At 70.6% G+C, this 22045-nt stretch carries 20 protein-coding genes; 10 read left to right on the top strand and 10 right to left on the bottom strand.

The window, feature by feature from the left end:
• From ABFX55_RS45670 to ABFX55_RS45695, 6 genes are read left to right on the top strand one after another with little or no spacing between them, the layout of a single operon-like run.
• Complete coding sequence (locus ABFX55_RS45670; RefSeq protein WP_346131448.1) at positions 1-1431, top strand: sugar ABC transporter ATP-binding protein; 1431 nt, start codon at positions 1-3, stop codon at positions 1429-1431.
• The gene (locus ABFX55_RS45675; protein ID WP_346130061.1) at positions 1428-2465 is read left to right on the top strand and encodes an ABC transporter permease; all 1038 of its coding nucleotides are present in this window, start codon (positions 1428-1430) and stop codon (positions 2463-2465) included. Before ABFX55_RS45670 ends, ABFX55_RS45675 begins: the two co-directional genes overlap by 4 nt.
• Entirely contained in the window at positions 2462-3400 is a 939-nt protein-coding gene (locus ABFX55_RS45680; protein ID WP_346130063.1) for an ABC transporter permease, read from the top strand. The genes ABFX55_RS45675 and ABFX55_RS45680 overlap by 4 nt, the downstream gene beginning before the upstream one ends.
• Positions 3387-4610 (top strand): ABC transporter substrate-binding protein, encoded by a 1224-nt coding sequence (locus tag ABFX55_RS45685; RefSeq protein ID WP_346130064.1) that lies wholly within the window; start codon positions 3387-3389, stop codon positions 4608-4610. Before ABFX55_RS45680 ends, ABFX55_RS45685 begins: the two co-directional genes overlap by 14 nt.
• On the top strand, positions 4562-5422 hold the full coding sequence (locus ABFX55_RS45690; RefSeq protein ID WP_379479046.1) for a sugar phosphate isomerase/epimerase family protein: 861 nt from the start codon (positions 4562-4564) through the stop codon (positions 5420-5422). Before ABFX55_RS45685 ends, ABFX55_RS45690 begins: the two co-directional genes overlap by 49 nt.
• 12 nt (positions 5423-5434) lie before the next feature.
• On the top strand, positions 5435-10009 hold the full coding sequence (locus tag ABFX55_RS45695; RefSeq protein WP_346130067.1) for a ThuA domain-containing protein: 4575 nt from the start codon (positions 5435-5437) through the stop codon (positions 10007-10009).
• Between the two features lie 55 nt (positions 10010-10064).
• Here the strand turns inward: ABFX55_RS45695 and ABFX55_RS45700 are convergent, their stop codons facing one another.
• Positions 10065-10481, bottom strand: coding sequence for a DUF1664 domain-containing protein (locus ABFX55_RS45700; protein ID WP_346130068.1), 417 nt, complete (start codon positions 10479-10481; stop codon positions 10065-10067).
• A 215-nt stretch (positions 10482-10696) separates the two neighbouring features.
• Here ABFX55_RS45700 and ABFX55_RS45705 point away from each other — a divergent pair, with 215 nt between their 5' ends.
• Both ABFX55_RS45705 and ABFX55_RS45710 read left to right on the top strand, forming a co-directional pair.
• Positions 10697-11287 (top strand): cysteine hydrolase family protein, encoded by a 591-nt coding sequence (locus ABFX55_RS45705; RefSeq protein WP_346130069.1) that lies wholly within the window; start codon positions 10697-10699, stop codon positions 11285-11287.
• Complete coding sequence (locus tag ABFX55_RS45710; RefSeq protein ID WP_346131450.1) at positions 11287-12030, top strand: SDR family NAD(P)-dependent oxidoreductase; 744 nt, start codon at positions 11287-11289, stop codon at positions 12028-12030. Before ABFX55_RS45705 ends, ABFX55_RS45710 begins: the two co-directional genes overlap by 1 nt.
• A 2-nt stretch (positions 12031-12032) precedes the next feature.
• Here the strand turns inward: ABFX55_RS45710 and ABFX55_RS45715 are convergent, their stop codons facing one another.
• A complete protein-coding gene (locus ABFX55_RS45715) occupies positions 12033-13154 on the bottom strand; it encodes a serine hydrolase domain-containing protein (RefSeq protein ID WP_346130070.1) in 1122 nt (373 codons plus the stop codon).
• A gap of 31 nt (positions 13155-13185) precedes the next feature.
• On the opposite strand from ABFX55_RS45715, the gene ABFX55_RS45720 reads away from it, so the two are divergent.
• The gene (locus ABFX55_RS45720) at positions 13186-14088 is read left to right on the top strand and encodes a cyclase family protein (protein WP_346130071.1); all 903 of its coding nucleotides are present in this window, start codon (positions 13186-13188) and stop codon (positions 14086-14088) included.
• On the opposite strand, the gene ABFX55_RS45725 is transcribed toward ABFX55_RS45720, so the two are convergent.
• From ABFX55_RS45725 to ABFX55_RS45745, 5 genes are all read right to left on the bottom strand, one after another.
• Positions 14066-14665, bottom strand: coding sequence for a TetR/AcrR family transcriptional regulator (locus tag ABFX55_RS45725; RefSeq protein WP_346130073.1), 600 nt, complete (start codon positions 14663-14665; stop codon positions 14066-14068). The two genes, ABFX55_RS45720 and ABFX55_RS45725, sit on opposite strands and share 23 nt — an antisense overlap.
• Positions 14666-14704: 39 nt before the next feature.
• On the bottom strand, positions 14705-16117 hold the full coding sequence (locus ABFX55_RS45730) for a glycosyltransferase family 39 protein (protein ID WP_346130074.1): 1413 nt from the start codon (positions 16115-16117) through the stop codon (positions 14705-14707).
• Positions 16118-16123: 6 nt separating this feature from the next.
• Positions 16124-16579 carry a MarR family transcriptional regulator gene (locus ABFX55_RS45735; RefSeq protein ID WP_346130076.1) on the bottom strand — a complete coding sequence of 152 codons (456 nt, stop codon included), beginning with the start codon at positions 16577-16579 and terminating at the stop codon, positions 16124-16126.
• Positions 16580-16824: 245 nt separating this feature from the next.
• Entirely contained in the window at positions 16825-18294 is a 1470-nt protein-coding gene (locus tag ABFX55_RS45740; RefSeq protein ID WP_346130078.1) for an AMP-binding protein, read from the bottom strand.
• The gene (locus ABFX55_RS45745) at positions 18294-19340 is read right to left on the bottom strand and encodes an LLM class flavin-dependent oxidoreductase (RefSeq protein WP_346130080.1); all 1047 of its coding nucleotides are present in this window, start codon (positions 19338-19340) and stop codon (positions 18294-18296) included. The genes ABFX55_RS45740 and ABFX55_RS45745 overlap by 1 nt, the downstream gene beginning before the upstream one ends.
• Before the next feature lie 149 nt (positions 19341-19489).
• Here ABFX55_RS45745 and ABFX55_RS45750 point away from each other — a divergent pair, with 149 nt between their 5' ends.
• On the top strand, positions 19490-19933 hold the full coding sequence (locus ABFX55_RS45750; RefSeq protein ID WP_346130082.1) for a nuclear transport factor 2 family protein: 444 nt from the start codon (positions 19490-19492) through the stop codon (positions 19931-19933).
• A gap of 16 nt (positions 19934-19949) precedes the next feature.
• Here the strand turns inward: ABFX55_RS45750 and ABFX55_RS45755 are convergent, their stop codons facing one another.
• From ABFX55_RS45755 to ABFX55_RS45765, 3 genes are read right to left on the bottom strand one after another with little or no spacing between them, the layout of a single operon-like run.
• Positions 19950-20813, bottom strand: a complete 864-nt coding sequence (locus ABFX55_RS45755) for a haloalkane dehalogenase (protein WP_346130084.1) — start codon at positions 20811-20813, stop codon at positions 19950-19952.
• A 12-nt stretch (positions 20814-20825) separates the two neighbouring features.
• Positions 20826-21215, bottom strand: a complete 390-nt coding sequence (locus ABFX55_RS45760) for a pyridoxamine 5'-phosphate oxidase family protein (protein ID WP_346130085.1) — start codon at positions 21213-21215, stop codon at positions 20826-20828.
• Positions 21212-22027: an SDR family oxidoreductase gene (locus ABFX55_RS45765; RefSeq protein ID WP_346130087.1), complete on the bottom strand. Its 816-nt coding sequence runs from the start codon at positions 22025-22027 to the stop codon at positions 21212-21214. Before ABFX55_RS45765 ends, ABFX55_RS45760 begins: the two co-directional genes overlap by 4 nt.
• Positions 22028-22045: the final 18 nt, after the last annotated feature.

Here is a 22045-nt window from a genome sequence, read left to right on the forward strand (position 1 = left end):
ATGACCGGCATCGGCAAGAGCTTCCTCGGCGTGCGGGTGCTCTCGGAGGTGGACCTGACCGTCGAGGCGGGGCAGGTCCACGCGGTCGTCGGCGAGAACGGCGCGGGCAAGTCCACGCTGATGAAGATCCTCGCAGGCGTGCACGCCCCCGACACGGGGACGATCACGATCGACGGCAGGCAGGTCTCCTTCGGGCACCCGCTCGACGCCCAGCGTGCCGGGGTGGCCATCATCTACCAGGAGTTCACCCTCCTGCCCGAGCGCAGCGTCGCGGAGAACGTCTTCCTCGGCAGGGAGCCGCTGCGGCGCGGGCTCGTCGACCGCGCGGCGATGGACACGGCGACCGCCTCGCTCCTGGAGGGCCTCGGCGAGGACTCCTTCGGCCCCCGCGATCCCGTCAAGCGGCTGTCGGTGGCCCAGCAGCAGGTCGTCGAGATCGTCAAGGCGCTGTCGCTCGACGCGCGCATCGTGGTGATGGACGAGCCCACGGCTGCCCTCGCCGAGCACGAGGTCGAACTGCTCTACCGGCTGGTGCGCCGACTGCAGGAACGCGGGATCGCGGTGCTGTACATCTCCCACCGCCTGCGCGAGGTCTTCGACCTCGCCTCCGAGGTCACCGTGTTGAAGGACGGCCGTCTCGTCTCCACCGTGTCCACCTCCGAGGTCACCTCCGACGACCTGGTCCGCCTGATGGTCGGTCGTGATCTCGGCACCTACTTCCCCCCTCGCGCCTCCTCCGTGGGTGAGGTGCGGCTGAGCGTCACGGGTGGCGGCAACGAGCGCCTGGACGACATCACGCTCGAGCTCAGAGCGGGCGAGATCGTCGGCGTCGCGGGCCTGCAGGGTTCGGGCCGCTCGTCGCTGGCCAAGGCGATGTTCGGCGCCGCGCCCTTCACCAGGGGGACGATGACGCCGCTGCGGCCCCGCTCGGTGCGCGAGGCGGTGGCCGCCGGGATCGGCCTGGTCACCGAGGACCGCAAGGCCGAGGGACTCGCCCTTCGTCAGTCGGTGCGCGACAACGCGCTGCTGGTGGCGCGGGCCGTCGGGCGGAAGGGCTCCTCCGTCCGCGACCTGCTGGAGCGGGTGCGCCTCTCACCCGCCCGCCCCTCACAGGAGGTCCTCTACCTGTCGGGCGGCAACCAGCAGAAGGTCGTCCTCGCCAAGTGGATGACGCTCGCCCCCGACGTGCTGCTGTTCGACGAGCCGACCAGAGGGGTGGACGTCGGGGCCAAGGCGGCCATCCACGACCTCATGCGCGAGCTGGCGGCCGACGGCATGGCGATCATGATGATCTCCTCGGAGCTGCCCGAGCTCATCGGGATGAGCGACCGCGTCGTGGTCCTGCGTGACGGCCGCATCGCCGGCTCCCTCCCCGCCGGCTCGTCGGAAGAGGACATCATCCGCCTGGCCGCGAGCGAGGAGGCGGCATGACCGACAACCTGCACACGCCCGCGCCCGAAGGCGTGGCCTTAACCGGCTCCCCTGGCGACCGGAAGGTGGGGCGCGCGAGGCCCAGGCCGTGGTCCGACCTCGGCTCCACCCAGGTCGTCTACCTCGCCCTGCTGGCCACGATCGTGGTCGGCTGGATCCTGGTCGCGATCGACGGCGGCAACCTGCTCACGCTCGAGACCGTCGTCGGTGTCCAGCAGCGCAGCGCCGCCCTCGGCATCGTGGCCGTGGGACAGACGCTCGCCATCCTCGCGGGCTCCCTCGACCTGTCGGTCGCCTACCTGATCAGCCTCTCGTCCCTGGTCGCAGCCGAGATCATGGAGGCGGGCAGCGTGCCGGGGGCGATCACCGCCGTCATCGCGGTCAGCGCCCTGGTCGGCCTGGTCAACGGCGTGGTCATCACCAAGCTGAAGGTCCATGCCTTCATCGCCACGCTGGGCGTCGCCCTCATCATCAAGGGCGTCGTCGACCACCTCTACGACGGCCCGGCGGGGCGCGTGCCCGAGTCCTTCCAGCACCTCGGCTACGACAGGGTCGGACCCGTGCCCGTCTCGGCGTTGCTGTGGGCGGCCGTGGCCGTCGCCGCGTGGTTCCTGCTCAGCAGGACCAGGTACGGCTACCGCGTCTACGCCGTCGGCGGCGACCCCGACGTGGCCAGGCTGTCGGGCGTGCGCACCGACAGGGTCGTCATCGTCACCCACATCCTGTGCTCGCTGTGCGCGGGCATCGCGGGACTGCTGCTCGCCAGCAGGCTCGGCGCGGGAGCCCCCACCGTGGGCATCGACGGCGGCTACGACCTGGAGTCGATCGCCGCCGTCGTCCTCGGCGGCACGGCGCTGGCAGGCGGCAGGGGAGGCGTGGCGGGAACGGTCGGCGGCGTCCTGCTGCTGGCCGTCCTCGACAGCGTCTTCAACCAGCTCGAAGTCAACTCCTTCTTCAAGGACGTGGTGCGCGGCGTGGTGATCGTGGCGGCGGTGGCCGTCTACGCCCGTCGTGCGGGAAGGAAGCGGCTGTGAAGCGCGCTCTGCCGATCTTCGCGGTCCTGGCCGCGCTGCTGGTCGCCATCGCGGTGGCCAACCCGTTCTTCCTGGAGCCCGCCGGGTTCTTCGCCTTCGTCAAGAGGGCCGCGCCGCTGGTGATCCTGGCGGCGGGGCAGTACTTCGTGATCGTCTCCGGGGAGTTCGACCTGTCGGTCGGGTCGCTGGTGACGGTCGAGGTGGTCGTCGCCGCCCGTCTGATCGACGGCGACGAGGCGGCCACCTGGCCCGTCCTGGCCCTGGTGATCGTCATCGGCCTGCTGGTCGGGCTGGCCAACGGGGCCGTGACGACGCTACTGCGGGTGCCGTCGTTCATCACCACGCTGGGCATGATGCTCGTGCTGTCCGGCGCGGTCTTCCTCTGGACGGGCGGCGCGCCGCGCGGGGCGCTCTCGCAGGCCTTCAGGGTCTTCGGGCGCGACACGCTGTGGTCCACGCTCATCCTGCTGGCCGTGGGCGTCGCCGCGGCGCTGATCATGCGGGCCGACTTCGGCCGCACGCTCATCGCCACGGGTGACAACGAGCGCGCGGCGGCCCTGTCGGGGGTCAGGGTCATCAGGGCACGGATTCTCGCCTTCGTGCTCTCCGGGCTGGCCGCGGCGGTCGCGGGCATCCTGCTCGGCGGCTTCGCTGGGGTCTCCGCCCAGGTCGGCCAGGGGTTGGAGTTCTCGGCCATCACCGCGGTCGTGCTCGGCGGCGTGGCGCTCGGCGGCGGTCGCGGCTCGGTCGTGGCGGCCATGGCGGGCGCCCTCACGCTGGAGGCGCTGTTCACCCTGCTCAACCTGTACGGCATCTCGGGCGCGCTGGAGTTCACCGTGCAGGGCGTCATCATCATCGCTGCCGTGGCGGCGGGAGCCGTAAGGCTTCCCTTCTCCCTCACCCCCCGAAAAGGAGACGCACATGTCGCGTCCTAAGTCCTTCCTCGTCGCCCTGACAGGGGTCGCGCTACTGGCGGCCGCCTGTACCAGCGACAAACCGGCCACCACCGCCACCCAGGCCGCGACGTCGGCCGGCGCCTCCGCCGCGCCGTCCTCGGCGGCGTCCGCGGCGGGGACGGGCGAGCAGTCGAAGTTCTTCGTGCAGGCCGACCACGACGCCCAGCTCGCGATGCGCGCCAAGACCGCGCAGGGCCCCGCCGACAAGCCATGGGAGCAGGCCATCGACCCCCAGATGGTCAGCACCTCCGAGTACAAGAAGAGCGGCGGCTATCACCTGTGCTTCTCCAACGCCGCCGTCAACAACCCGTGGCGGCAGGTCGGCTGGAAGAGCATGCAGGCCGAGGTGGCCCTGCACAAGGAGATCACCACGTTCACCGCCCTGGACGCCGAGGGCAAGGACGACAAGCAGATCTCCGACATCGCCGAGCTGACCGGCAAGGGCTGTGACGCGCTGATCGTCTCGCCCAACACTACCGCCACCCTCACCCCCGCGGTGAAGGCCGCCTGCGGCAAGCTGCCGGTGATCGTCTTCGACCGCGGCGTGGAGACCGATTGCCCCGTCACCTTCATCAACCCCATCGGCGGCTACGCCTTCGGCGCCGACGGCGCGGAGTTCCTGGTGGAGAAGGTGCCCGCGGGCGGCAAGGTGCTCGCCCTGCGCATCCTGCCAGGCGTCGACGTCCTGGAGACCCGCTGGTCGGCGGCCAAGGCCACCTTCGACAAGAGCCGGCTGCAGGTTGTCGGCGTGGAGTTCACCGACGGCGACGCGGCCAAGACCAAGAGCATCGTCAGCGACTACATCGCCCGTCATGGCAAGCTGGACGGTGTGTGGATGGACGCGGGAGCCACCGCCGTCGCCGCGGTCGAGGCGTTCGAGGACGCCGGCGTGCCCGTCCCCGCCATGGTCGGCGAGGACCAGCAGGACTTCCTGCAGAAGTGGAAGCAGAACAACCTGACCGCCATCGCCCCCACCTACCCGACCTACCAGTGGCGCACCCCCGTCATCGCGGCGCTCAAGATCCTCAAGGGCGAGGAGGTGCCGAAGACCTGGAAGCTGCCCCAGCCGAAGATCACCGCGGAGAACCTCGACACCTATCTGCAGCCCAACATGCCGCCGCTGCACTACGCCCTGTGCGGATGCGAGAGCCTGCCCGGCTTCCCCGAGACCTGGGGCGGCAAGAAGTGAACCTGGGTGTCAACACCTGGGTGTGGACCTCGCCGCTGACCGACGGCGACCTGGAGGCGCTCGCGCCCCGGGTCGCCGGGTGGGGGTTCGACGTCATCGAAGTGCCCGTCGAGCAGCCGGGTGACTGGGACCCGGTCAGGGCGGCCGACCTGCTCGCCTCGCTCGGCCTGCGCGCCTCCGTGGTGCTGGTCATGCCGCCGGGCCGCGACCTGGTCGCCTCCGACACGGTCAGGGAGACCCAGGACTACCTCAGGCACTGCATGGACGTGGCCGAGATCGTCGGCTCACCCGTCATCGCGGGGCCCGCCTACAGCGCGGTCGGCCGCACCTGGAGGATGTCCGCGCGCGAGCGCGCGGCCGCCTACGCCGAGCTGCGCGAGAACCTCAAGCCCGTCATCGACCACAGCGAGGTACGGCTGGCGGTCGAGCCGCTCAACCGCTACGAGACGAGCCTGCTCAACACCGTCGAGCAGGCGCTGGAGGCGCTGCCCGAGCGCGCCGGCCTGACCCTCGACATCTACCACCTGAACATCGAGGAGAAGGACCCCGCGGCGGCCGTACGGCTGGCCGCGGGCAGGATCGCGCACGTCCAGGTCTGCGGCACCGACAGGGGAACCCCCGGTCAGGACCGCTTCGACTGGCCCTCCTTCGTGGGGGCGCTGCGCGAGGTCTCCTACGGGGGACCGCTGGTCATCGAGTCGTTCACCGCCCACAACCAGACGATCGCCACCGCCGCCTCCATCTGGAGGCCGCTGGCGCCCAGCCAGGACGCTCTCGCCGTCGATGGGCTGGCCTTCCTCCGCACCCTCTAACGGAGACCCGCCATGCGTCGTGTTTGTGCTGCCCTCATCCTGCCGTTCCTCCTGTTACTCCCCGCCGTCACGGCCAACGCCGCCGTGCACGAGACCTTCAGGGCGCTGCTGTTCACCAAGGCCTCGGGCTACGTCCACGGCTCCATCCCCGCCGGCATCCAGATGGTCAAGGAGCTGGCCGCCGACAACCACTTCGAGGTCGTGCAGACCGCCGACTCCGCGGTCTTCAACGACGCCGACCTGGGCACCTACGATGTGCTGATCATGCTGCAGAACTCCGGCATGGTCTGGGAGAACGACGCCCAGCGCCAGGCGCTGCAGAAGTACGTCCGCTCGGGCAAGGGCGTCGTCGCCGTGCACAACGCGCTCGACATGGGCATCGAGAACGACTTCCCCTGGTGGGACGACCTGGTCAACGGCGGCGCGCACATGCCCGCCCACTCGCCCGGCGTGCTGCGGGGCACGGCCAAGGTCACCGACAGGGTCCACCCCTCGACCAGGGGCCTGCCCCTGCGCTGGGAGCGGCCCGAGGAGTGGTACAACTTCTCGCCCAACCCGCGCGGCAACGTGCACGTGCTGGTCTCCGCCGACGAGAAGACCTACGACCCAGGCCCCTCCGCCATGGGCGCCGACCACCCGATCTCCTGGTGCCGCAACGCCGAGGGCGGCAAGGTCTGGGCCACCGCCATGGGCCACGACAACGCCTCCTACACCGAGCCCGCCTTCCGCCAGCACGTTCTCGGCGGCATCCTGTGGGCGGCGGGCGCCGAGGCGGGTGACTGCGGCGCCACCGTGACCAGCAGCTTCGAGAAGATCACCCTTGACGACAACACCGCCGACCCGATGGAGCTGGACGTCGCCGCCGACGGCCGTGTCTTCTACGTCCAGCGCAAGGGCGAGATCAAGATCTTCAAGCCCGACACGCACACCACCGTCACCGCGGCCACGCTCGACGTCTACACCGGCGGCGAGGACGGCCTGGTCGGCATGGAGCTCGACCCCGGCTTCGCCGACAACGGCTGGATCTACGTCTACTACTCGCCGGCCACGAGCGCCGAGGACGTCAACAGGCTCTCCCGCTTCACCGTGACGGGCGACAGCATCGACCCCGCCTCGGAGAAGAAGATCCTCGAGGTCCCCGCCTACCGGCAGCGCACCTACCCCGAGCCGGGCCACACCGGCGGCGCGGTCGAGTTCGGCCCCGACGGCACGCTCTACCTCAGCACGGGCGATGACGTCCCGCCGAACCTCTCACCCGACTGGCAGGGCTACGCCCCGATCGACTGGCGTCCTGGCCAGCACATGCTCGACGCCGCCCGCACCGCGGGCAGCACCAACGACCTGCGCGGCAAGATCCTGCGGATCAAGCCGAAGGCCGACGGCGGCTACGACGTCCCCGCGGGCAACCTGTTCGCCGCGGGGACGGCCAAGACCAGGCCCGAGATCTTCGCGATGGGCTTCCGCAACCCCTTCAGGTTCACCGTCGACCAGAAGACCGGCTACGTGCACGTCTCCGACTACGGCCCCGACAGGGGAGGACCGACCACCGACAGGGGCCCCGAGGGACTGGTCGAGTACAACGTCATCAAGAAGGCGGGCAACTACGGCTGGCCGTTCTGCCACGGCGACAACCAGGCCTACGCGCCCTACAACCCCGACACCAAGGTCGTCGGGCCCAAGTTCGACTGCGCCGCCCCCGTCAACGACTCGCCCAACAACACCGGGCTGACCGAGCTGCCGCCGATTGAGCAGCCCGTCATGTGGTACGGCTACGGCACCTCGCCCGCCTTCCCCGAACTCGGCTCGGGCGGCTCGGCCCCGATGAGCGGCCCCGTCTACCGCTACGACGCGGCCTCCACCTCCGCCACCAAGTTCCCCGCCTACTTCGAGGGCACGAGCTTCTTCTACGAGTGGTCGCGCCACTACGTGAAGACCCTCCACCTCGACGACCAGGACAAGCTGCTCAAGATCGACCCGTTCCTCGGCACGTTCGCCAAGCCGATGGACATGACCTTCGGCAAGGACGGCTCGCTGTACCTGCTGGAGTGGGGCAGCTCCTTCGGCGGCGGGAACAACGACTCGGGCCTGTACAGGATCGACTACTCCGCGGGCGCCCGCGCCCCCGTCGCCAAGGCGGGCGCCTCCCGCACGGACGGCCCCGCCCCGCTGAGCGTCACCTTCGACAGCGCAGGAAGCTTCGACCCCGACGGCGACCCCGTCACCATCGCGTGGGACTTCGACGGCGACGGCACCTTCGACTCCACCGAGGCCAGGCCGACCCACGTCTACCAGGCCAAGGGACAGTACGCCGCGCAGCTCAAGGTCAGGGACTCCACCGGCAAGGAGGGCTTCGCCAACATCCAGATCACCGCGGGCAACACCAAGCCCGTCGTCACCGTCGAGACCCCGCTGGACGGCAGCACGATCGAGTTCGGGCAGGACGTGCCGTACAGGGTCAAGGTGACCGATCCTGAGGACGGGACGGTCGACTGCGCCAAGGTCTTCGTCGCTCCCGCCCTCGGGCACGACGACCACGAGCACGAGACCGTCGAGCTCCCCGGCTGCGAGGGCACGATCTCGACCAGCGACATCGGCGGGCACCCCGCGGGCGCGAACCTCTACTACGTCGTCAACGCCCACTACACCGACAAGGGCGACAACCCGCTCACCGGGTACGCCAAGGTCGTGCTGCAGCCCAGGCGCAAGCAGGCGGAGTACTTCAAGACCTCCTCTGGTGTGCGGGTGATCGACCAGGCGGGAGCCGAGAGCGGCAAGCGCATCGGCGACATCAGCGACAACGACTGGATCGCCTTCACCCCGCTCGATCTCAACGGCGTCAACTCGGTCTCCTTCAGGGTCTCCAGCCCGAGCGGAGGCGGCGGCATCGAGCTGCGCGCCGACTCGCCCACCGGAACGCTGCTGGCCAGTGCGCCCGTCCACAGCACCGGCGGCTGGGACGTCTACCAGATGACCGCGGCGGTGCCCGTCAAGAACGACGTGCGCACCAGGAGCGTCTACGCCGTCTTCAAGAACAGCGCCAACAACGGCTTCGACCTGGACGCCGTCCAGTTCGCCGGCGACACGGCGGGCGGCGACGACCTCGAGCAGGGCGTCTACACCATCACCGCCCAGCACAGCGGCAAGAACGTCACCCCCGCCTCCCTGCTCGACGACGCCAAGATCGTCCAGCTGGGCGCCACCCAGGGCGACGAGCAGAGGTGGGAGGCGATCCCCCTCGCCGCGGGCGGCTACCAGCTCAAGAACGTCAAGAGCGGCAAGTGCCTGGACGTGCCGGGCGGCTCCACCACGGGGGGCACCCAGCTCGTCCAGTGGACCTGCCACCCCGACGGCGCCGCGCACCAGGTGCACCAGCGCTTCACCATCACCGCCTCGGGCGAGAACCACATCGTCACCTCGGCGGCCAGCGGCCTCTGCCTCGACGTCAACGGCGTCTCCCAGGCCGACAACGCCCCGGTGATCCAGTGGACCTGCGTCAACGCGCCCAACCAGCGTTTCCGCTTCACCCCCGTCACGGGCGCCGACAAGACCCCGCCGGTGACCACCGCCAAGGCCGCCGACCCGAACGCGGCGGGCTGGCACGTCGCCGGTCCCGTCGAGGTGACGCTCACGGCCGAGGACGACGCCTCCGAGGTCGCCGCCACCGAGTGGCGGCTCGACGGCGGCGCCTGGACCGCCTACACCGAGACCGTCCTGGTCAGCGGCGACGGGACGAGGAAGCTGGAGTTCCGTTCACGTGACGGGGCGGGCAACGTGGAGGAGGCCAGGTCGCTGGAGCTCAAGCTCGACACCACCGCCCCGGTGACGACCGCCGCCTTCGCCCCGCCCAACTCGGCGGGCTGGAACAGCGGCGACGTCCCTGTCATCCTGTCCGCCACCGACGCCACCTCCGGCGTCACGAAGATCGAGTACGCGCTCGACCAGGGCTCGTGGACCGCCTACGCCGACAGGCCCGTGGTGGTCGAGGGTGACGGTCCGCACGAGCTGCGCTACCGCTCGGCCGACGCGGCGGGAACCACCGAGCAGGAGAAGGCGGCCGTCCTCAGGATCGACGGCACCAAACCCACGCTGATGGTCTCGGGTGTCTCCGACGGCCAGGTGTACGGCGACGCCCAGGACCTGCGCATCACCTGGCAGGCCGTCGACACCACCTCGGGGGTCAAGACCACCTCGGGCGCACTGGACGGCGCCGCCCTTCAGCCCGACACGGTCGTCCCACTGTTCCCGCAGGCCCTGGCCGCCCACACCGTCGCGGTCACGGCCTCGGACAACGCGGACAACGCGATCAGGACCGAGGTCGGCTACTCGGTGACCACGTCGATGCGGGACATGCAGCATCTGGTCGACAGGTTCCTCGCGACGGACTGGCTGTCCGACCCGGCGGCCCGTGCCCTGACCAAGGAGCTGACCAGAGCCCGCAAGGCGGCGGCCACGGGTAAGGACGCCAAGGCCGTGCGGCTGTTGACGTCCTTCAAGGCCGTGGTGGCCGACAACCGGCTGGTGACGAGGGCGGATGTCCGCCAGGTCCTGACCCGCGACGCCGACCACGTCATCTCCACCCTCAAGTGACAGCGTGAAGGAGCCCCCGGCCGGACGCGCGGCCGGGGGCTCCGTCATGTCGCGATCAGGCGGGAATCCTCCGCTGCAGGTCGATGAGGATCTCCATCGCGGTGGTGTTGAACTCGGTCTGGCTGGCCTTGAACTCCGTGAGTTCGGTCCTGACCTCGGCCACTTCCGTCCTGACCTCGGCCACTTCCGTCCTGACCTCGGCCACTTCCGTCCTGACCTCGGCCACTTCGGTCTTGACCTCGGTCACTTCGGCCCTGATCTCGGTCACTTCGGCCCTGATCTCGGTCACTTCGGCCTTGACCTCGGCCAGTTCGGCCCTGACCTCGGCCTTGAACTCCTTGAGGTTGTTCGCCACCCCGTTGATCCGGTGGGTGACGTCTTCCAGCCCCTGCATCATGTCGGCCCTCGACGCGATCACGGCGTTCTCGATGTCCGTGACGAACTGGAGGCCGGATTCCTTGATGCCCATCATGCTCTCCCTCTACGGTGGGGGAGGGACCTGGACGGTATCAGCGTTCAGGTCCCCGTTCGTGTGTTCTAACGCTAGCGGATGACCGCGCGGCTCGACAGAGGAATGACGCGCTCTGTCATCGCGAAATCACCGCACGTCACCTCTTCTTCCACAATGAGGGAGAGATGTTACTCTTGGTGCACCAAGCAAGCGCTCGATCACGCGCGGAGGCGTCGATGGAACGCACGGCCGTCCTGGTGATGGAGATGCAGCGTGGCGTCGTCGGCGATGTCACGAGATTTCCCGAGCTGGTGGCCGTGTGCGACAAGCGGAGAGTGGTCGCCAACGCCGCCGAGGTGCTGCGCGGGGCGAGAAGCGCGGGCGTGCCGGTGATCCACTGCACGGCGGCCTTCCGCGCCGACAGGGCGGGCTCGCACACCCGCAACAGCCCCTTCCTCGCCCACCTGCTCAAGGACCCCGCCCACATGCTGGAGGGCACAGGGGCCGTCGAGGTGCTGCCCGAGCTGTGGGAGCCAGGCGATCTGGAGAGCCGCCGCCATCACGGGTTCTCGCCGTTCACCGGCACCAGCCTGGACATGACGCTGAGGTCGCTGGACGTGACGCGGGTGGTGGCCGTCGGGGTGTCGCTCAACCTCGGCATCCAGGGCCTCGCGATCGAGGCGGTCAATCTCGGCTACCGGGTCACCGTCGTCACCGACGCCGTGGCGGGGATCCCCGACGACTACGCGCAGGCCGTCCTCGACCACACGATCGGCCTGCTGGCGACCAGGGTGACGGCCGCGCGGGTCTGGGAGGCGGGCCGGTGATGGACGGTATGCGGCTGGACGGCAGGACCGCGGTGGTCACAGGGGGAGCGGGCGCGATCGGGGCGGCCGTCTGCGCCGACCTGGCCGCGCTCGGCGCCCGCGTGGTGGTCGCGGACGTCGAGGGGGAGGGCGCGGCGAAGGTCGCGCAGGCGCTGCCCGCCGGCCTGGGCACGGCGCGCCGCGTCGACCTGGCCGACCCCGCGTCGATCGAGGAGTTCTGCGCCGCGGCGGGCGCCGTGGACATCCTCGTCAACAACGCAGGCCTCTCGATCGTCGAGCCGTTCACCGGCAGCGACCCCGAGCACTGGGACCTCATGTGGCGGGTCAACCTGCGCGCTCCCATGCTCATGGCGAAGCTGCTCCTGCCGGGGATGGTCGAGCGCGGGTGGGGGCGGCTGGTGTTCGTCTCCTCCGACGGCGCGAGGGCGGGCTCGGGAGGGGAGGGCGCCTACGCCGCGACGAAGGCGGGGCTGTTCGGGCTGGCCAAGACGCTGGCGAGGGAGGCCGCGAAGGGCGAGGTCACCTCCAACGTCGTCTGCCCCGGCCCGACGGACACCCCGATGCTGAGGAGGGTCGCCGAGCAGGAGCCTGGACTCGTGGAGAAGATCGCCAGGGGCATCCCGCTGCGCAGGCTCGGCGAGCCCGAGGACGTCGCGGGGCTGGTGGCCTACCTGTGCACCGACCGGGCCGCCTACATCACGGGGCAGACGCTGTCGGTCAGCGGCGGGGTGACGATGCAGTGAGGTCAGAGCGCGTCGTAGACCGCCTTCGTCAGCTCCCACGCCGCCGTGCCGCCCGCGAAGGCCGCCGACATCTCGTTCATGGTGTAGGCGATGGCCAGGCCGCGCGCGGGGTCGGCCAGGCCGAGGAAGCCGCCCATGCCGGCGTGGCCGAAGGCGGTGGGCGCGAAGGGCGCGAACCCCTCGGAGGGCAGCATGAACCCGAGCCCGAACGAGGTGTCGACCAGAAGGACCCTGTCGCGACCGGAGACCCTGGGGCGCAGTGCGTCGCGAAGGGTGTCGGGCCGGAGGATCTCGCCCGCGATCAGTGCCCGGTAGAAGCCGGACAGCGCCCTCGCCGTGGTGACCAGGCCCATGGCGGGCCAGCCCGCGCGCAGGAGGTCGGGGTGGTTGGCGCCGCCCTTCAGCCTGTGCACGCCTGGATTGCCGAGCGCCCTGTTCATCAGGCTGTCCGGATCGCGCGCCGCCTGCTCGGCCTCGCTGGGCGGCACGCTCTCCGCGAGGGGTGCGGCCTCGGTGAGGCCCTGCTGGGACGGGCCGGGGCGGGGGCCGGCGGACAGGCGGGCGGCTCTGGCGATCACGTCGTCGGGGGCGCCCAGCCACAGGTCGAGGCCCAGCGGCCCGGCGATCTCCGCGGCCACCAGGTCGCCGACCGACTTGCCCGTCACCCTGCGCACCACCTCGCCGACCAGGAACCCGTAGGTCAGCGCGTGGTAGCCGTGGGCGCTGCCCGGCTCCCACAGCGGCGGCTGGCGCGCCAGCCTGGCGGCGATCGCGGCCTGGTCGCCGTACTCCTCGACGGGCACCCGCTCCTCGATCGCCGGCAACCCCGCCTGGTGGGTGAGCAGGTGCTCGACCGTGACCTCAGGGGCCGAGAACTCGGGCCACAGGGCGGCCACCGGCGTCGACAGCTCGAACAGCCCCCGCTCGACCAGCAGCAGGGCGACGGTCGCGGTCACCGCCTTGGTGCAGGAGTAGGACAGGACGGGCGTGTCCGCCTCCCACGGCCTGCCGGTGCGCCGGTCGGCGACGCCGCCCCACAGGTCCACCACCAGCTCGCCGTCGACATGGACGGCGAAGGCCGCACCCAGCCCCATCTGCCGCGCGAACACGTCGTCCAGTCGCATGGACACCCCTCTGATGAAAGGAAGCGCTTGCTTGGTATCCGAGCCTAACAACTGGGGCCGCTTCGGCACAGACGACCAGCGCGGCACCCTGAACCTGCTCACCCCCGCCACGGTGCTCGACGCCCTCGCCTGCGCGAGGACCGGCCAGGTGCTCAACCTGGCGATGCCGATCAGGGGCGCCACCTCCTCGCGCGCACCCACGACCGTCCCGCATCTGCGCGGCCGTCCGCTGCCGCAGCACTTCATGTCCGTGGACGGCGGCGACTACGCGGCCGGGGCCAGGGCGATCGGGGCGGGTTTGCGGATGGCCGACGACGCGCTGATCGTCACCCACCACGGCACCACGACCCACATGGACGCGCTGTGCCACATGTGGGAGGGCGACCAGCTCTACAACGGCCACCCCGCCTCCAGGGTCCGCTCGTACGGCGCCGCCCGCTGCGGCATCGAGCAGGTCGGCGGGATCGTGGCGCGAGGGGTGTTCTTCGACGTGCCGCGCCACCTGGGCATGGCGCACCTGCCGGTGGACTTCAGGATCGGGGCGGCGCTGCTGGAGGAGATCGGTCCTGGGCTGCGGCAGGGCGACGTGGCGGTGATCCGCACCGGCTGGCCGCTGACCTGGCCCGACACCTACTGGAGCGGCCAGCCGGGCCTCGCGCCCGACGCGGGCCGCTGGCTGGCGGGGCGCGACGTGGCCGCGGTGGCCTGCGACAACGCCGCCATCGGCGGGCTGAACGCCGACCAGCTCGCCGACGAGAGCCTGGAGGACGACCTGCACCTCATCCTGCTCCACCGCCACGGCGTGCACCTGATCGAGATGCTGTGGCTGGAGGAGCTGGCTCAGGCGGCCCCCGCCGACTTCGTGCTGGTCGTGGCCCCGCTGAAGATCGAGGGAGGCACCGGCAGCCCGGTCAGCCCGCTGGCGATCCTGTGAGGTCGAGCACGCGAAGGGCCTGCGCGGCGGTGTCGCGCAGCCTGGCGGCGTCGTTCGACCCCTTGCCCATCAGGCGCAGCCCCTGCAGCACCGTGAGCAGGAACCTGGCCAGCGAGCGGGGGTCCTGCGCACCGTCCAGCTCGCCCTGCTCCCGCGCCCTGGTCAGCGCCGCCGCGAGCGTGTTCTCGATGTAGTCCCAGTTGGTCTCCACCCGCCTGGCCAGCTCCTCGTCGTGAGGGGCCAGCTCGACCGCGGTGTTGACCACCAGGCAGCCGCGGTGGGTGCCGTCGTGCGCGGCCTCGTCGGCGAACCTCCGCACCAGCTCCCGTACGGCGGGCAGCACAGGCCCCTGGCCCGACAGCAGGCTCTCGAAGTCGATACCCTGCTCCAGGTAGCGCTCGTAGGCCTTCAGGTAGAGCTCGCGCTTGCCGCCGAAGGTGGCGTAGATGCTCGCCCTGCCGATGCCGAGGTGCTGGACGAGGTCGGACATGGAGGTGGCCTCGTAGCCCCGCTGCCAGAACAACTCCATGGCGGCCTGCAGCGCCTGGTCGGGATCGAACTCCTTGGTCCTGGCCATGGCCAGAACCTAGGCTCTATTGGAACGCTCCGTCAAATATCAGCTGTACTCCTGGAAGCGGGGCCAGGCCGTGCGCCATGGCGTCCTGAGGCCCTTGCACACCAGCACGGGCAGGCCGAGGAACTCGTTGTCCACGCCCGCCTCGTTGCTCACCCTGCCGTGCTCCACGCAGCTCTGGAAGAGCGTCTCCATGCGCCTGCGTGGATACTTCACCACCACGGCCACGTCGGCGCTCTCGGGCGGCGGGCCGTACAGGTGGAGCTGGTTGTGCCCGCTGTAGACGGGCGGCAGGTCGCCTGTCAGGTGGAGGGCGCCCGCCTCGCCGTAGCTGCCTGCCAGCAGCACCGCGCGGGCGCGCTCCTCGGGGGTCAGCGTGCCCACGGCGGCGCGGACCGCGCCGGTGAACTCCGGCCAGCCGATCGACTCCCTCACGACCTCGTTGACCTGCGGAATCGGGGTCATGCCCACCACCGACACAGGGATCAGCGGCAGTGCGAAGATCGCGCAGAACGTGCCGTTGACCGCCAGCGAGGGGGCGAGCCCAGGCATCACGCCCGCGCAGAACAGCAGGATGATCAGCCCGGCGGTGTAGTCGAACCGGCCGCCGCTGATCAGCGTCAGCGCCGCGGCGACCGGGTAGGCGAACGCGAGGCAGCGCAGCCTCTCGTCACGCCACAGCCGCAGCCAGCCGCGCGCGGCGACGAAGGCCACCACGGGCCCGAACAGCACGATCTGCATCGGGACGAACAGCACGCGCATCTCCGCGCCCTTGTCCTCGCTCAGCGCGGCCGCCATCTCCAGTTGCGGCCAGCCGTTGACCGCCTGGAAGACCAGGTTGGGCGAGGCGATCAGCACCGCCAGGCCCGCGCCCGCCCACAGCCACGGATCGCGCAGGATCCTGCGCGGGCCCACCGCCAGCACACCCGCGGCCAGTCCGATGACCAGCAGCGCGATCAGGTGCTTGTTGTAGGTCGCCGCGCCGATGACCGCGCCCGCTGCAAGCCACCAGCGTCCCTCGCCTCTGAGCAGGACCCGCAGCACGAACAGGATCGCCGCCGACCAGAGCGGCAGGTCGGCGCTGAGCGTCAGCAGCGAGTGGCCCGCGATCAGGGTGAACGCGCCGGTGCCGATGCCGGCCGCGGCCAGGATCTGCGCCCTGCGGTCGCCGCCCAGCTCGCGGCTGATCATGCCGACCAGGAAGACCAGGATCGCCGTGCACACCAGTGCGGGGATCCTCAGCCCGGTCAGCGTGTCGCCGAACAGCGAGATCGACAGCCTGGCCAGCATCGGGGTGAGCGGAGGCTGGTCGACGTAGCCCCACGCGGGGTGCTCGGACAGCAACCGGAAGTACAGCTCGTCGCGGTGGTAGCCGTACAGCGGGGTGAGCGCGAGGAGCAGCGCCGACAGCAGGGCCGCGATGAGGGCGAGGGGACGCCAGGCTACGGGGGGCACATCGGATCAACGTAGCCGCCCACGCTGCCCTTCGGCCACCTGCTTGAAAACCTGCCGGAACGCGGCATAGGCCTGCTCGCCCACGGCCTCGGCGTGCCGCCGCTCGATGGCCGCGACGATCGCGTCGGACTTCACCATCTGGTCGAGCCCCAGCTCGGTGGGCATGACCAGCTTGGCCCTGCGGTCGCGGGGGTCGGGCTCCCTGCGCACGTAGCCCAGCTCGACCAGCTCGTCGACCAGCGTGCCGATGACCTGTTTGTGCTGCCCGGACTGCTGGGCCAGGTCCGTGGCCCTGCTGCCCTCCTCGTCCAGGTAGGCCAGAACGGCGCCATGGCGCGGGCGCAGCCGTGGGTGGCCCTGCTCGGCGAGCGCGGAGAAGAGCTCCTTCTGCAGCGAGAACAGCACCTGACCCGCCATGACGCCGAGGTCGGGGTCGGCCTTCTTGCGTTCGGCCCGGTTCACGAGCCCCTCCTCTTCGGTCACCAATATTGACTATCAGTCATGGTGATTATAGCGTCTCCGCCAGGCTGATCCTCATCATCGGTGGCCGCTGACCGCGATGGGGCCGCAGGCGCACGCGGGCAGGACCCACGCCATCATGGGTCCTGGGAGCATCTCCATGCGCCAGGCGGCGGCGGAGCTGTCCTCGACCTACCAGCAGCTCTCAAAAGGAGGCCGCCTTTGTGCGGCGTAGGCGATGCCTCTGCTCACGCTCCCGGGTAGTTGCCGCCGCCGTGCGCCAGGTCCAGGGCGTCGTAGTCGGGGGCGAAGCCCTTCTTCGGGATCGACTCGACGAAGTCCACGTGCCTGGGCCTCTTGTAGGCGGCCAGCTGACCTCTGACGTGCTCGACGAGCTCCTCCGCCGAGGCCTCTCCCTTGAGCGCCACCACGGCCTTGACCGCCTGGCGCCACCGCTCGTCAGGCACGCCGATCACGGCGGCGTCCGCCACGGCGGGGTGCGACCTGAGCGCGCGCTCCACCTCGGCGGGGTAGACGTTCTCGTTGCCCGACTTGATCATCCGCAGCTTCGGGCCGATGAAGGTGATGGTGCCGTCCTGCTCGCGCCTGCCGAGGTCGCCGGTGTGGTGCCAGCCGTACCGCGACTTCAGCGCGTTCAGCTCGGGTCTGGCGAAGTAGCCGGAGAAGAGCGTCTTGCCCCTGGCGCAGATCTCGCCGACCTCGCCCTGGGCGACCTCCGAGCCGTCGGGCGCCAGGATGCGCACCTGGACCAGCGGCGAGGGGCGTCCGGCGAACCCCGCGGCGCCCGGAGCGAGGCCGAGGAAGGTGAGCATGCCGCCCACCTCGGTCTGCCCGTATCCGCCCATCTTCGACCTGCACCATGGCGAGTCGTCGGGCGTGGTCATCTCGTCCCACTCCGCCGAGTGCGAGACGAACCGCAGCGACGACAGGTCGTACTTGCGCTCCGCGTTCGCCGCCGCGACCGCGTCGATCATCTGCCCGAACAGGAACGCCTGCGTCACCTTCTCCGCGTCGACCAGCCGGCAGACCTCCTCGGCGTCGAAGGAGGGCGTGAAGACGTTCGTGCCGCCGATCTGCAGCGTGGCCAGGCAGAACATCATCGTGCCCACGTGGAACAGCGGCCCGTTGTTGAGGAAGGTGAAATCTGGCTCCATCTGCCTGACCACCAGCAGCGACATGCTGTGCGCCAGCAGCGCCGCGCTGCTGAGCATGGCGGCGTTCGGTCGTCCCTCGAAGGCGGCGGTGTAGAGGGCGAGCACGGGCGCGCCGTCGTCGACGGGCGGCAGGTCGGAGGGGCTGCCCTCCTCGACGAGCGCCGCGTGGTCGTCCACCCAGGCGTCGGTGGCCAGGGGGGCCGCCGCCTCGAACCGCTCCCACACCACCACCCTCGGCGACAGGTCCTCGACCACGAAGCGCAGCTCGTCGGTGGACTGCCGCCAGTTGGCGGGGCAGAAGAGCGCACCGAGACGCGAGCAGGCCAGCAGCAGCTCCAGGACGGCATGCGAGTTCTGGCCCAGCCACAGGACCCGTTCGCCCTCGCCCACCCCGCGCGCCGCCAGCGCGCCTGCCAGCCGTGAGACCCTGGCGTCGAGCTCGGAATAGGTGAGCCGCAACGAGCCGTCCACCACCGCCGTCACCTTCGGGCGGCTGCGCGCGTGCTCGGACAGGACGTCGGAGAGTGTCAGCGAGTGGATCATCACGCCTCCTGGAACGCGGGTATCACCTCGGTCGCGAAGAACCGCATGACCTTCTTCATCTCCTCCAGCGGCATCGGCCTGGTGCTGCCGAAGTCGCACAGCAGCGTGGAGAAGCCCGCCTCCTTCAGCACGCCGATCTGCTCGATCACGCGGGCGGGGTCGCCGATGACCTCGAGCTGCTCCCAGCGGAAGTCGTTGGAGACCGTCCCGCCCTTGAGATAGCGGTCCTGGTAGTACTCGAAGCCCTGCGCGGCCTTGCCCGTCCTGTGGTCGATGGGCGCGCTGCGCTCGTTGAAGATCCGGGACCTGTCGAAGGAGGCCTCGAACCGTGCCTGGTCCTCGCGCGCCCGCTCGACGGTGGGCGCGACGTAGACGCTTCGCGCGACCACGAGATCGGCCTGCGCCAGGCCAGAGACCGAGCGCCAGGTCTCCGCGGCCTTCACGACCTTGCGGAACGGGGCGGCGGGGTCGGCGAGGATGGGCAGGCCGCGCTCGCCGTACATGGTGACGGTCTCGGGGGAGACGGCGGCCACGTGGATGGGCGGGTGCGGCGCCTGCAGCGGCCTGGGCGTCAGCGACACCTCGCCCGTCCTGTAGAACTTGCCCTCGTGCTGGAAGGACTCCTGGGTCCAGAGCCCGAGGATCACCTCAAGCGCCTCGTTGAAGCGGTCGCGCGCCTCGGCCAGGTCGATCCCGAAGCCCTCGAACTCGAAGCTCTGGTAGCCGCGCCCGATGCCCAGGTCGAGCCGTCCGCCCGAGAGCACGTCGACCAGCGCCGCCTCCTCGGCCACGTGCACGGGGTTGTGCAGGGGGAGCACCACGATGCCGGTGCCCAGGCGGATCCGCTCGGTGCGGGCGGCGGCGTGGGCGAGCAGGGTGAACAGGTTGGGGACCACGCCGTAGTCGCGGAAGTGGTGCTCGGCCAGCCGTACCCCGTCGAACCCCAGCTCCTCGGCCAGCTCGATGAGCTCAAGGTGGTAGTCGTAGACGTCCTTGAAGCTCTGCCCTTCGAACCGGTGGAAGAGGTGGAACGTGGAGAACCTCATGCGTCAGCCCTTCGACTCTGAACCAAGCGCTCGCTTGGGAGCGTATCAGCCGGGGGCGCGGCAGGCTACCTGGGAGGTAATCGCGCAGGGTCGCGGCGCGCTGCCAGGATGGGGCTGTTTCCGCACGATCCAACGCCGGGGGCCACACCATGTCCACGTCCACGACCACGACCACGCGCGCCGCCGTCGAGGAACTGCTGCGCAGGATCGGCGAGGGCGACCCCGAGCGGATCGCCGAGCTGTACGCCGAGGGCGCCGACTGGAAGCTCGACTGGCCCGAGGCTGAGCACGGCCGCGCCGCCACCCCGTGGATCCGTCACCGATCCACCCGCGCCGACGCCGCCGCCCACTATCGCCAGATCGGCGAGCACCACGTGCCCGGCGGCGCGGACACCCGGATCGAGCGCATCCTCGTGGACGGCGCCGACGCGGTGGTGCTCGGCGAGATCCGCCAGACCGCCCGCTCCACCGGACGCGCCTATCGCGCGCGGTTCGCCCTGCACCTCACGATCGAGGACGGCCTCGTCGCCCGCCACCACGTCTACGAGGACAGCCTGGCCGTCGCCCAGGCCTTCGCGCCTACGGAGGGGTGACGCCGCCGTCTCGGATTCAACGGAGGCGATGGTCGTCGGCCCACTGCGCGATGGCCGCCGCGATCGCCAAGGGGTGATCCTCCGGAGTGTGGTGCCCGGCGACCGCGTCGTGGTGCCTGATCTCCAGAGCGGCCATGTTCACCGCGCACCAGTCGACGAGCTCCTCGCCCATCATGCTCCCCGGCCCAGGCTCGAAGGTCAGCAGGAGTTTCGGCACCTGCCCGCTGCTCGCCAGCCAGGCGCCGTACGCCTCGACCCTGGCCACCACCTCGGCGGGCTCCCCGCCCAGCGGCATCGACCGCGGCCACTGCAGCAGCGGCAGTCGACTCTCCCTCGTGGGGTACGGCCGGCGGTAGACGTCGAGGTCGTCCTGGCTGAGAGGGGTGGCGACGGTGGCGGGCAGACCCTGTTCGAGGAAGGCGTTGTCGTCGAGGATCATGGTCTCGCCGACGCCTTTCGTCTTGATCGCCTGGAACAGCGGACGGCCTCCCTCGGGGAACTCCTCCCATGACATCGCCTTGACGATGGTCTCGGTGAACGCGACGCCGCGCACGCGTCCGGGGTGGCGGGCGGCCCAGTCGAAGGCCAGGGCGCCGCCCCAGTCGTGCCCGACCAGCACCACCTGGTCGAGTTCGAGCGCGTCGAACCAGGCATCCAGGTAGCGCGCGTGGTCGGCGAAGGTGTAGTCGATCGGAGGCTTGCCCGACTCGCCCATGCCGATCAGGTCGGGGGCCAGACGGCGCCAGGGCTCACCGACGGCCGGCAGGATGTGCCGCCACAGGTGGGAGGAGGTCGGATTGCCGTGCAGGAAGACCATCGGCGCTCCCGCGCCGAGCTCCCTGTAGGAGATCGTGGAGTCGAGTACGGGCTGAACGGGCATGGCAGGTCCTTGTCAGAGGTTGAGGTTCATCACACGGTCCACCGCGATCTCGATCACGACCCGGTCGAGCGGGTCCGGCGGCGGGGAGCCGTAGCGTTCGGTGTAGCGTCGCGCCGCCTCGGCCACCCGTTCAGGGTCGGCGCTGACGGTGGCGACGCCTTCGAGGGTGACCCAGCGGAACCCCTCCGCCTGGCAGAGCGCGGCGCGGCCGCCCTGGCGGAAGGTCAGGTTCCTGGCCTTGCGCGAGGGCGCCCTGGTCAGGACGCGCGCCAGGCCGGCGGTGGCGTCCCAGGTGAAGCGCACGGGCACCACGTGCGGTGAGCCGTCGGGCCTGAGGGTGGTCAGGGTGGCCGGCTGCGGCCCGGACAGAAAGGCCTCGACCCGGCTCGGCGGCGCGCTCACCTGAAGGCCGCGACGTTGCGCGCGGCCCAGTCGGAGAAAGCGCGGGGCGCACGGCCGAGGAGCAGCTCCACATCGGGGCTCACCTTCTGCTCCTCGGGGGTGGGCTCGCCCAGGATGGCCAGCGTGCCGTCCACGACCGGTTCGGGCATGAACGCCAGCATCTGCGCCCGCGCCTCCTCACGGGTCTGCTCGTCGAACCGCACCGGCGCGCCCAGCGCGGCCCCGATCGCCTCGGCCCGCTCGCGCGGGGTGATCGGCGCGGGACCGGTCAGTTCATAGGTACGGCCCGCGTGGCCCGCCTGGCGCAGGACCACCGCCGCGACCTCCGCGATGTCGGCAGGGTCGATGGTCGGCAGCCCGACCTCGGCGAACGGCGCGGCAGCCGTGCGGTGCGTCCTGATGCTCTCGGCCCAGACGTAGGCGTTGGAGTCGAAGCCGCCGGGCCGCAGGATCGTCCATTCCAGACCCGACTCGCGCACCGCCTCCTCGAAGGCGGCGGGGTGGCGGTAGATGTGCGGCCTGGTGCCCGCGCCCTGGGAGGACAGCAGGACGACGCGCCGCACACCGGCGCTCTTCGCCTGGTCGAGGATGGCCTGCGGGTCCTCGCCCGCGACCAGCAGGAACAGGGCGTCGGCGCCTTCCAGCGCGGTCCGCAGGCCGGCGGGGTCGGCCAGGTCGGCCTGGCTGTGCCGTACGCCGGGCGGGACCGGGGCGGGCTGCCTGGAGACGGCGGTCACGCGCTCACCGGCGTCGGCGAGCACCTGCACCAGCTCGCGTCCGACATTCCCCGTGGCCCCTGTCACTACGAACATCTCATGCTCCTTCAACTG

The sequence above is a fragment of the Nonomuraea roseola genome, assembly GCF_039535395.1.
GTDB classification, from domain to species: domain Bacteria; phylum Actinomycetota; class Actinomycetes; order Streptosporangiales; family Streptosporangiaceae; genus Nonomuraea; species Nonomuraea roseola.

Bases quoted from the DNA above. Each gene is read 5' to 3' on its own strand.
- ABFX55_RS45670 (WP_346131448.1), top strand. From the start codon at position 1: ATGACCGGCATCGGCAAGAGCTTCCTCGGCGTGCGGGTGCTCTCGGAG.
- ABFX55_RS45675 (WP_346130061.1), top strand. From the start codon at position 1,428: ATGACCGACAACCTGCACACGCCCGCGCCCGAAGGCGTGGCCTTAACC.
- ABFX55_RS45685 (WP_346130064.1), top strand. From the start codon at position 3,387: ATGTCGCGTCCTAAGTCCTTCCTCGTCGCCCTGACAGGGGTCGCGCTA.
- ABFX55_RS45690 (WP_379479046.1), top strand. From the start codon at position 4,562: ATGCGAGAGCCTGCCCGGCTTCCCCGAGACCTGGGGCGGCAAGAAGTG.
- ABFX55_RS45695 (WP_346130067.1), top strand. From the start codon at position 5,435: ATGCGTCGTGTTTGTGCTGCCCTCATCCTGCCGTTCCTCCTGTTACTC.
- ABFX55_RS45700 (WP_346130068.1), bottom strand. From the start codon at position 10,481: ATGATGGGCATCAAGGAATCCGGCCTCCAGTTCGTCACGGACATCGAG.
- ABFX55_RS45705 (WP_346130069.1), top strand. From the start codon at position 10,697: ATGGAACGCACGGCCGTCCTGGTGATGGAGATGCAGCGTGGCGTCGTC.
- ABFX55_RS45710 (WP_346131450.1), top strand. From the start codon at position 11,287: ATGGACGGTATGCGGCTGGACGGCAGGACCGCGGTGGTCACAGGGGGA.
- ABFX55_RS45715 (WP_346130070.1), bottom strand. From the start codon at position 13,154: ATGCGACTGGACGACGTGTTCGCGCGGCAGATGGGGCTGGGTGCGGCC.
- ABFX55_RS45725 (WP_346130073.1), bottom strand. From the start codon at position 14,665: ATGGCCAGGACCAAGGAGTTCGATCCCGACCAGGCGCTGCAGGCCGCC.
- ABFX55_RS45740 (WP_346130078.1), bottom strand. From the start codon at position 18,294: ATGATCCACTCGCTGACACTCTCCGACGTCCTGTCCGAGCACGCGCGC.
- ABFX55_RS45745 (WP_346130080.1), bottom strand. From the start codon at position 19,340: ATGAGGTTCTCCACGTTCCACCTCTTCCACCGGTTCGAAGGGCAGAGC.
- ABFX55_RS45750 (WP_346130082.1), top strand. From the start codon at position 19,490: ATGTCCACGTCCACGACCACGACCACGCGCGCCGCCGTCGAGGAACTG.
- ABFX55_RS45755 (WP_346130084.1), bottom strand. From the start codon at position 20,813: ATGCCCGTTCAGCCCGTACTCGACTCCACGATCTCCTACAGGGAGCTC.
- ABFX55_RS45765 (WP_346130087.1), bottom strand. From the start codon at position 22,027: ATGTTCGTAGTGACAGGGGCCACGGGGAATGTCGGACGCGAGCTGGTG.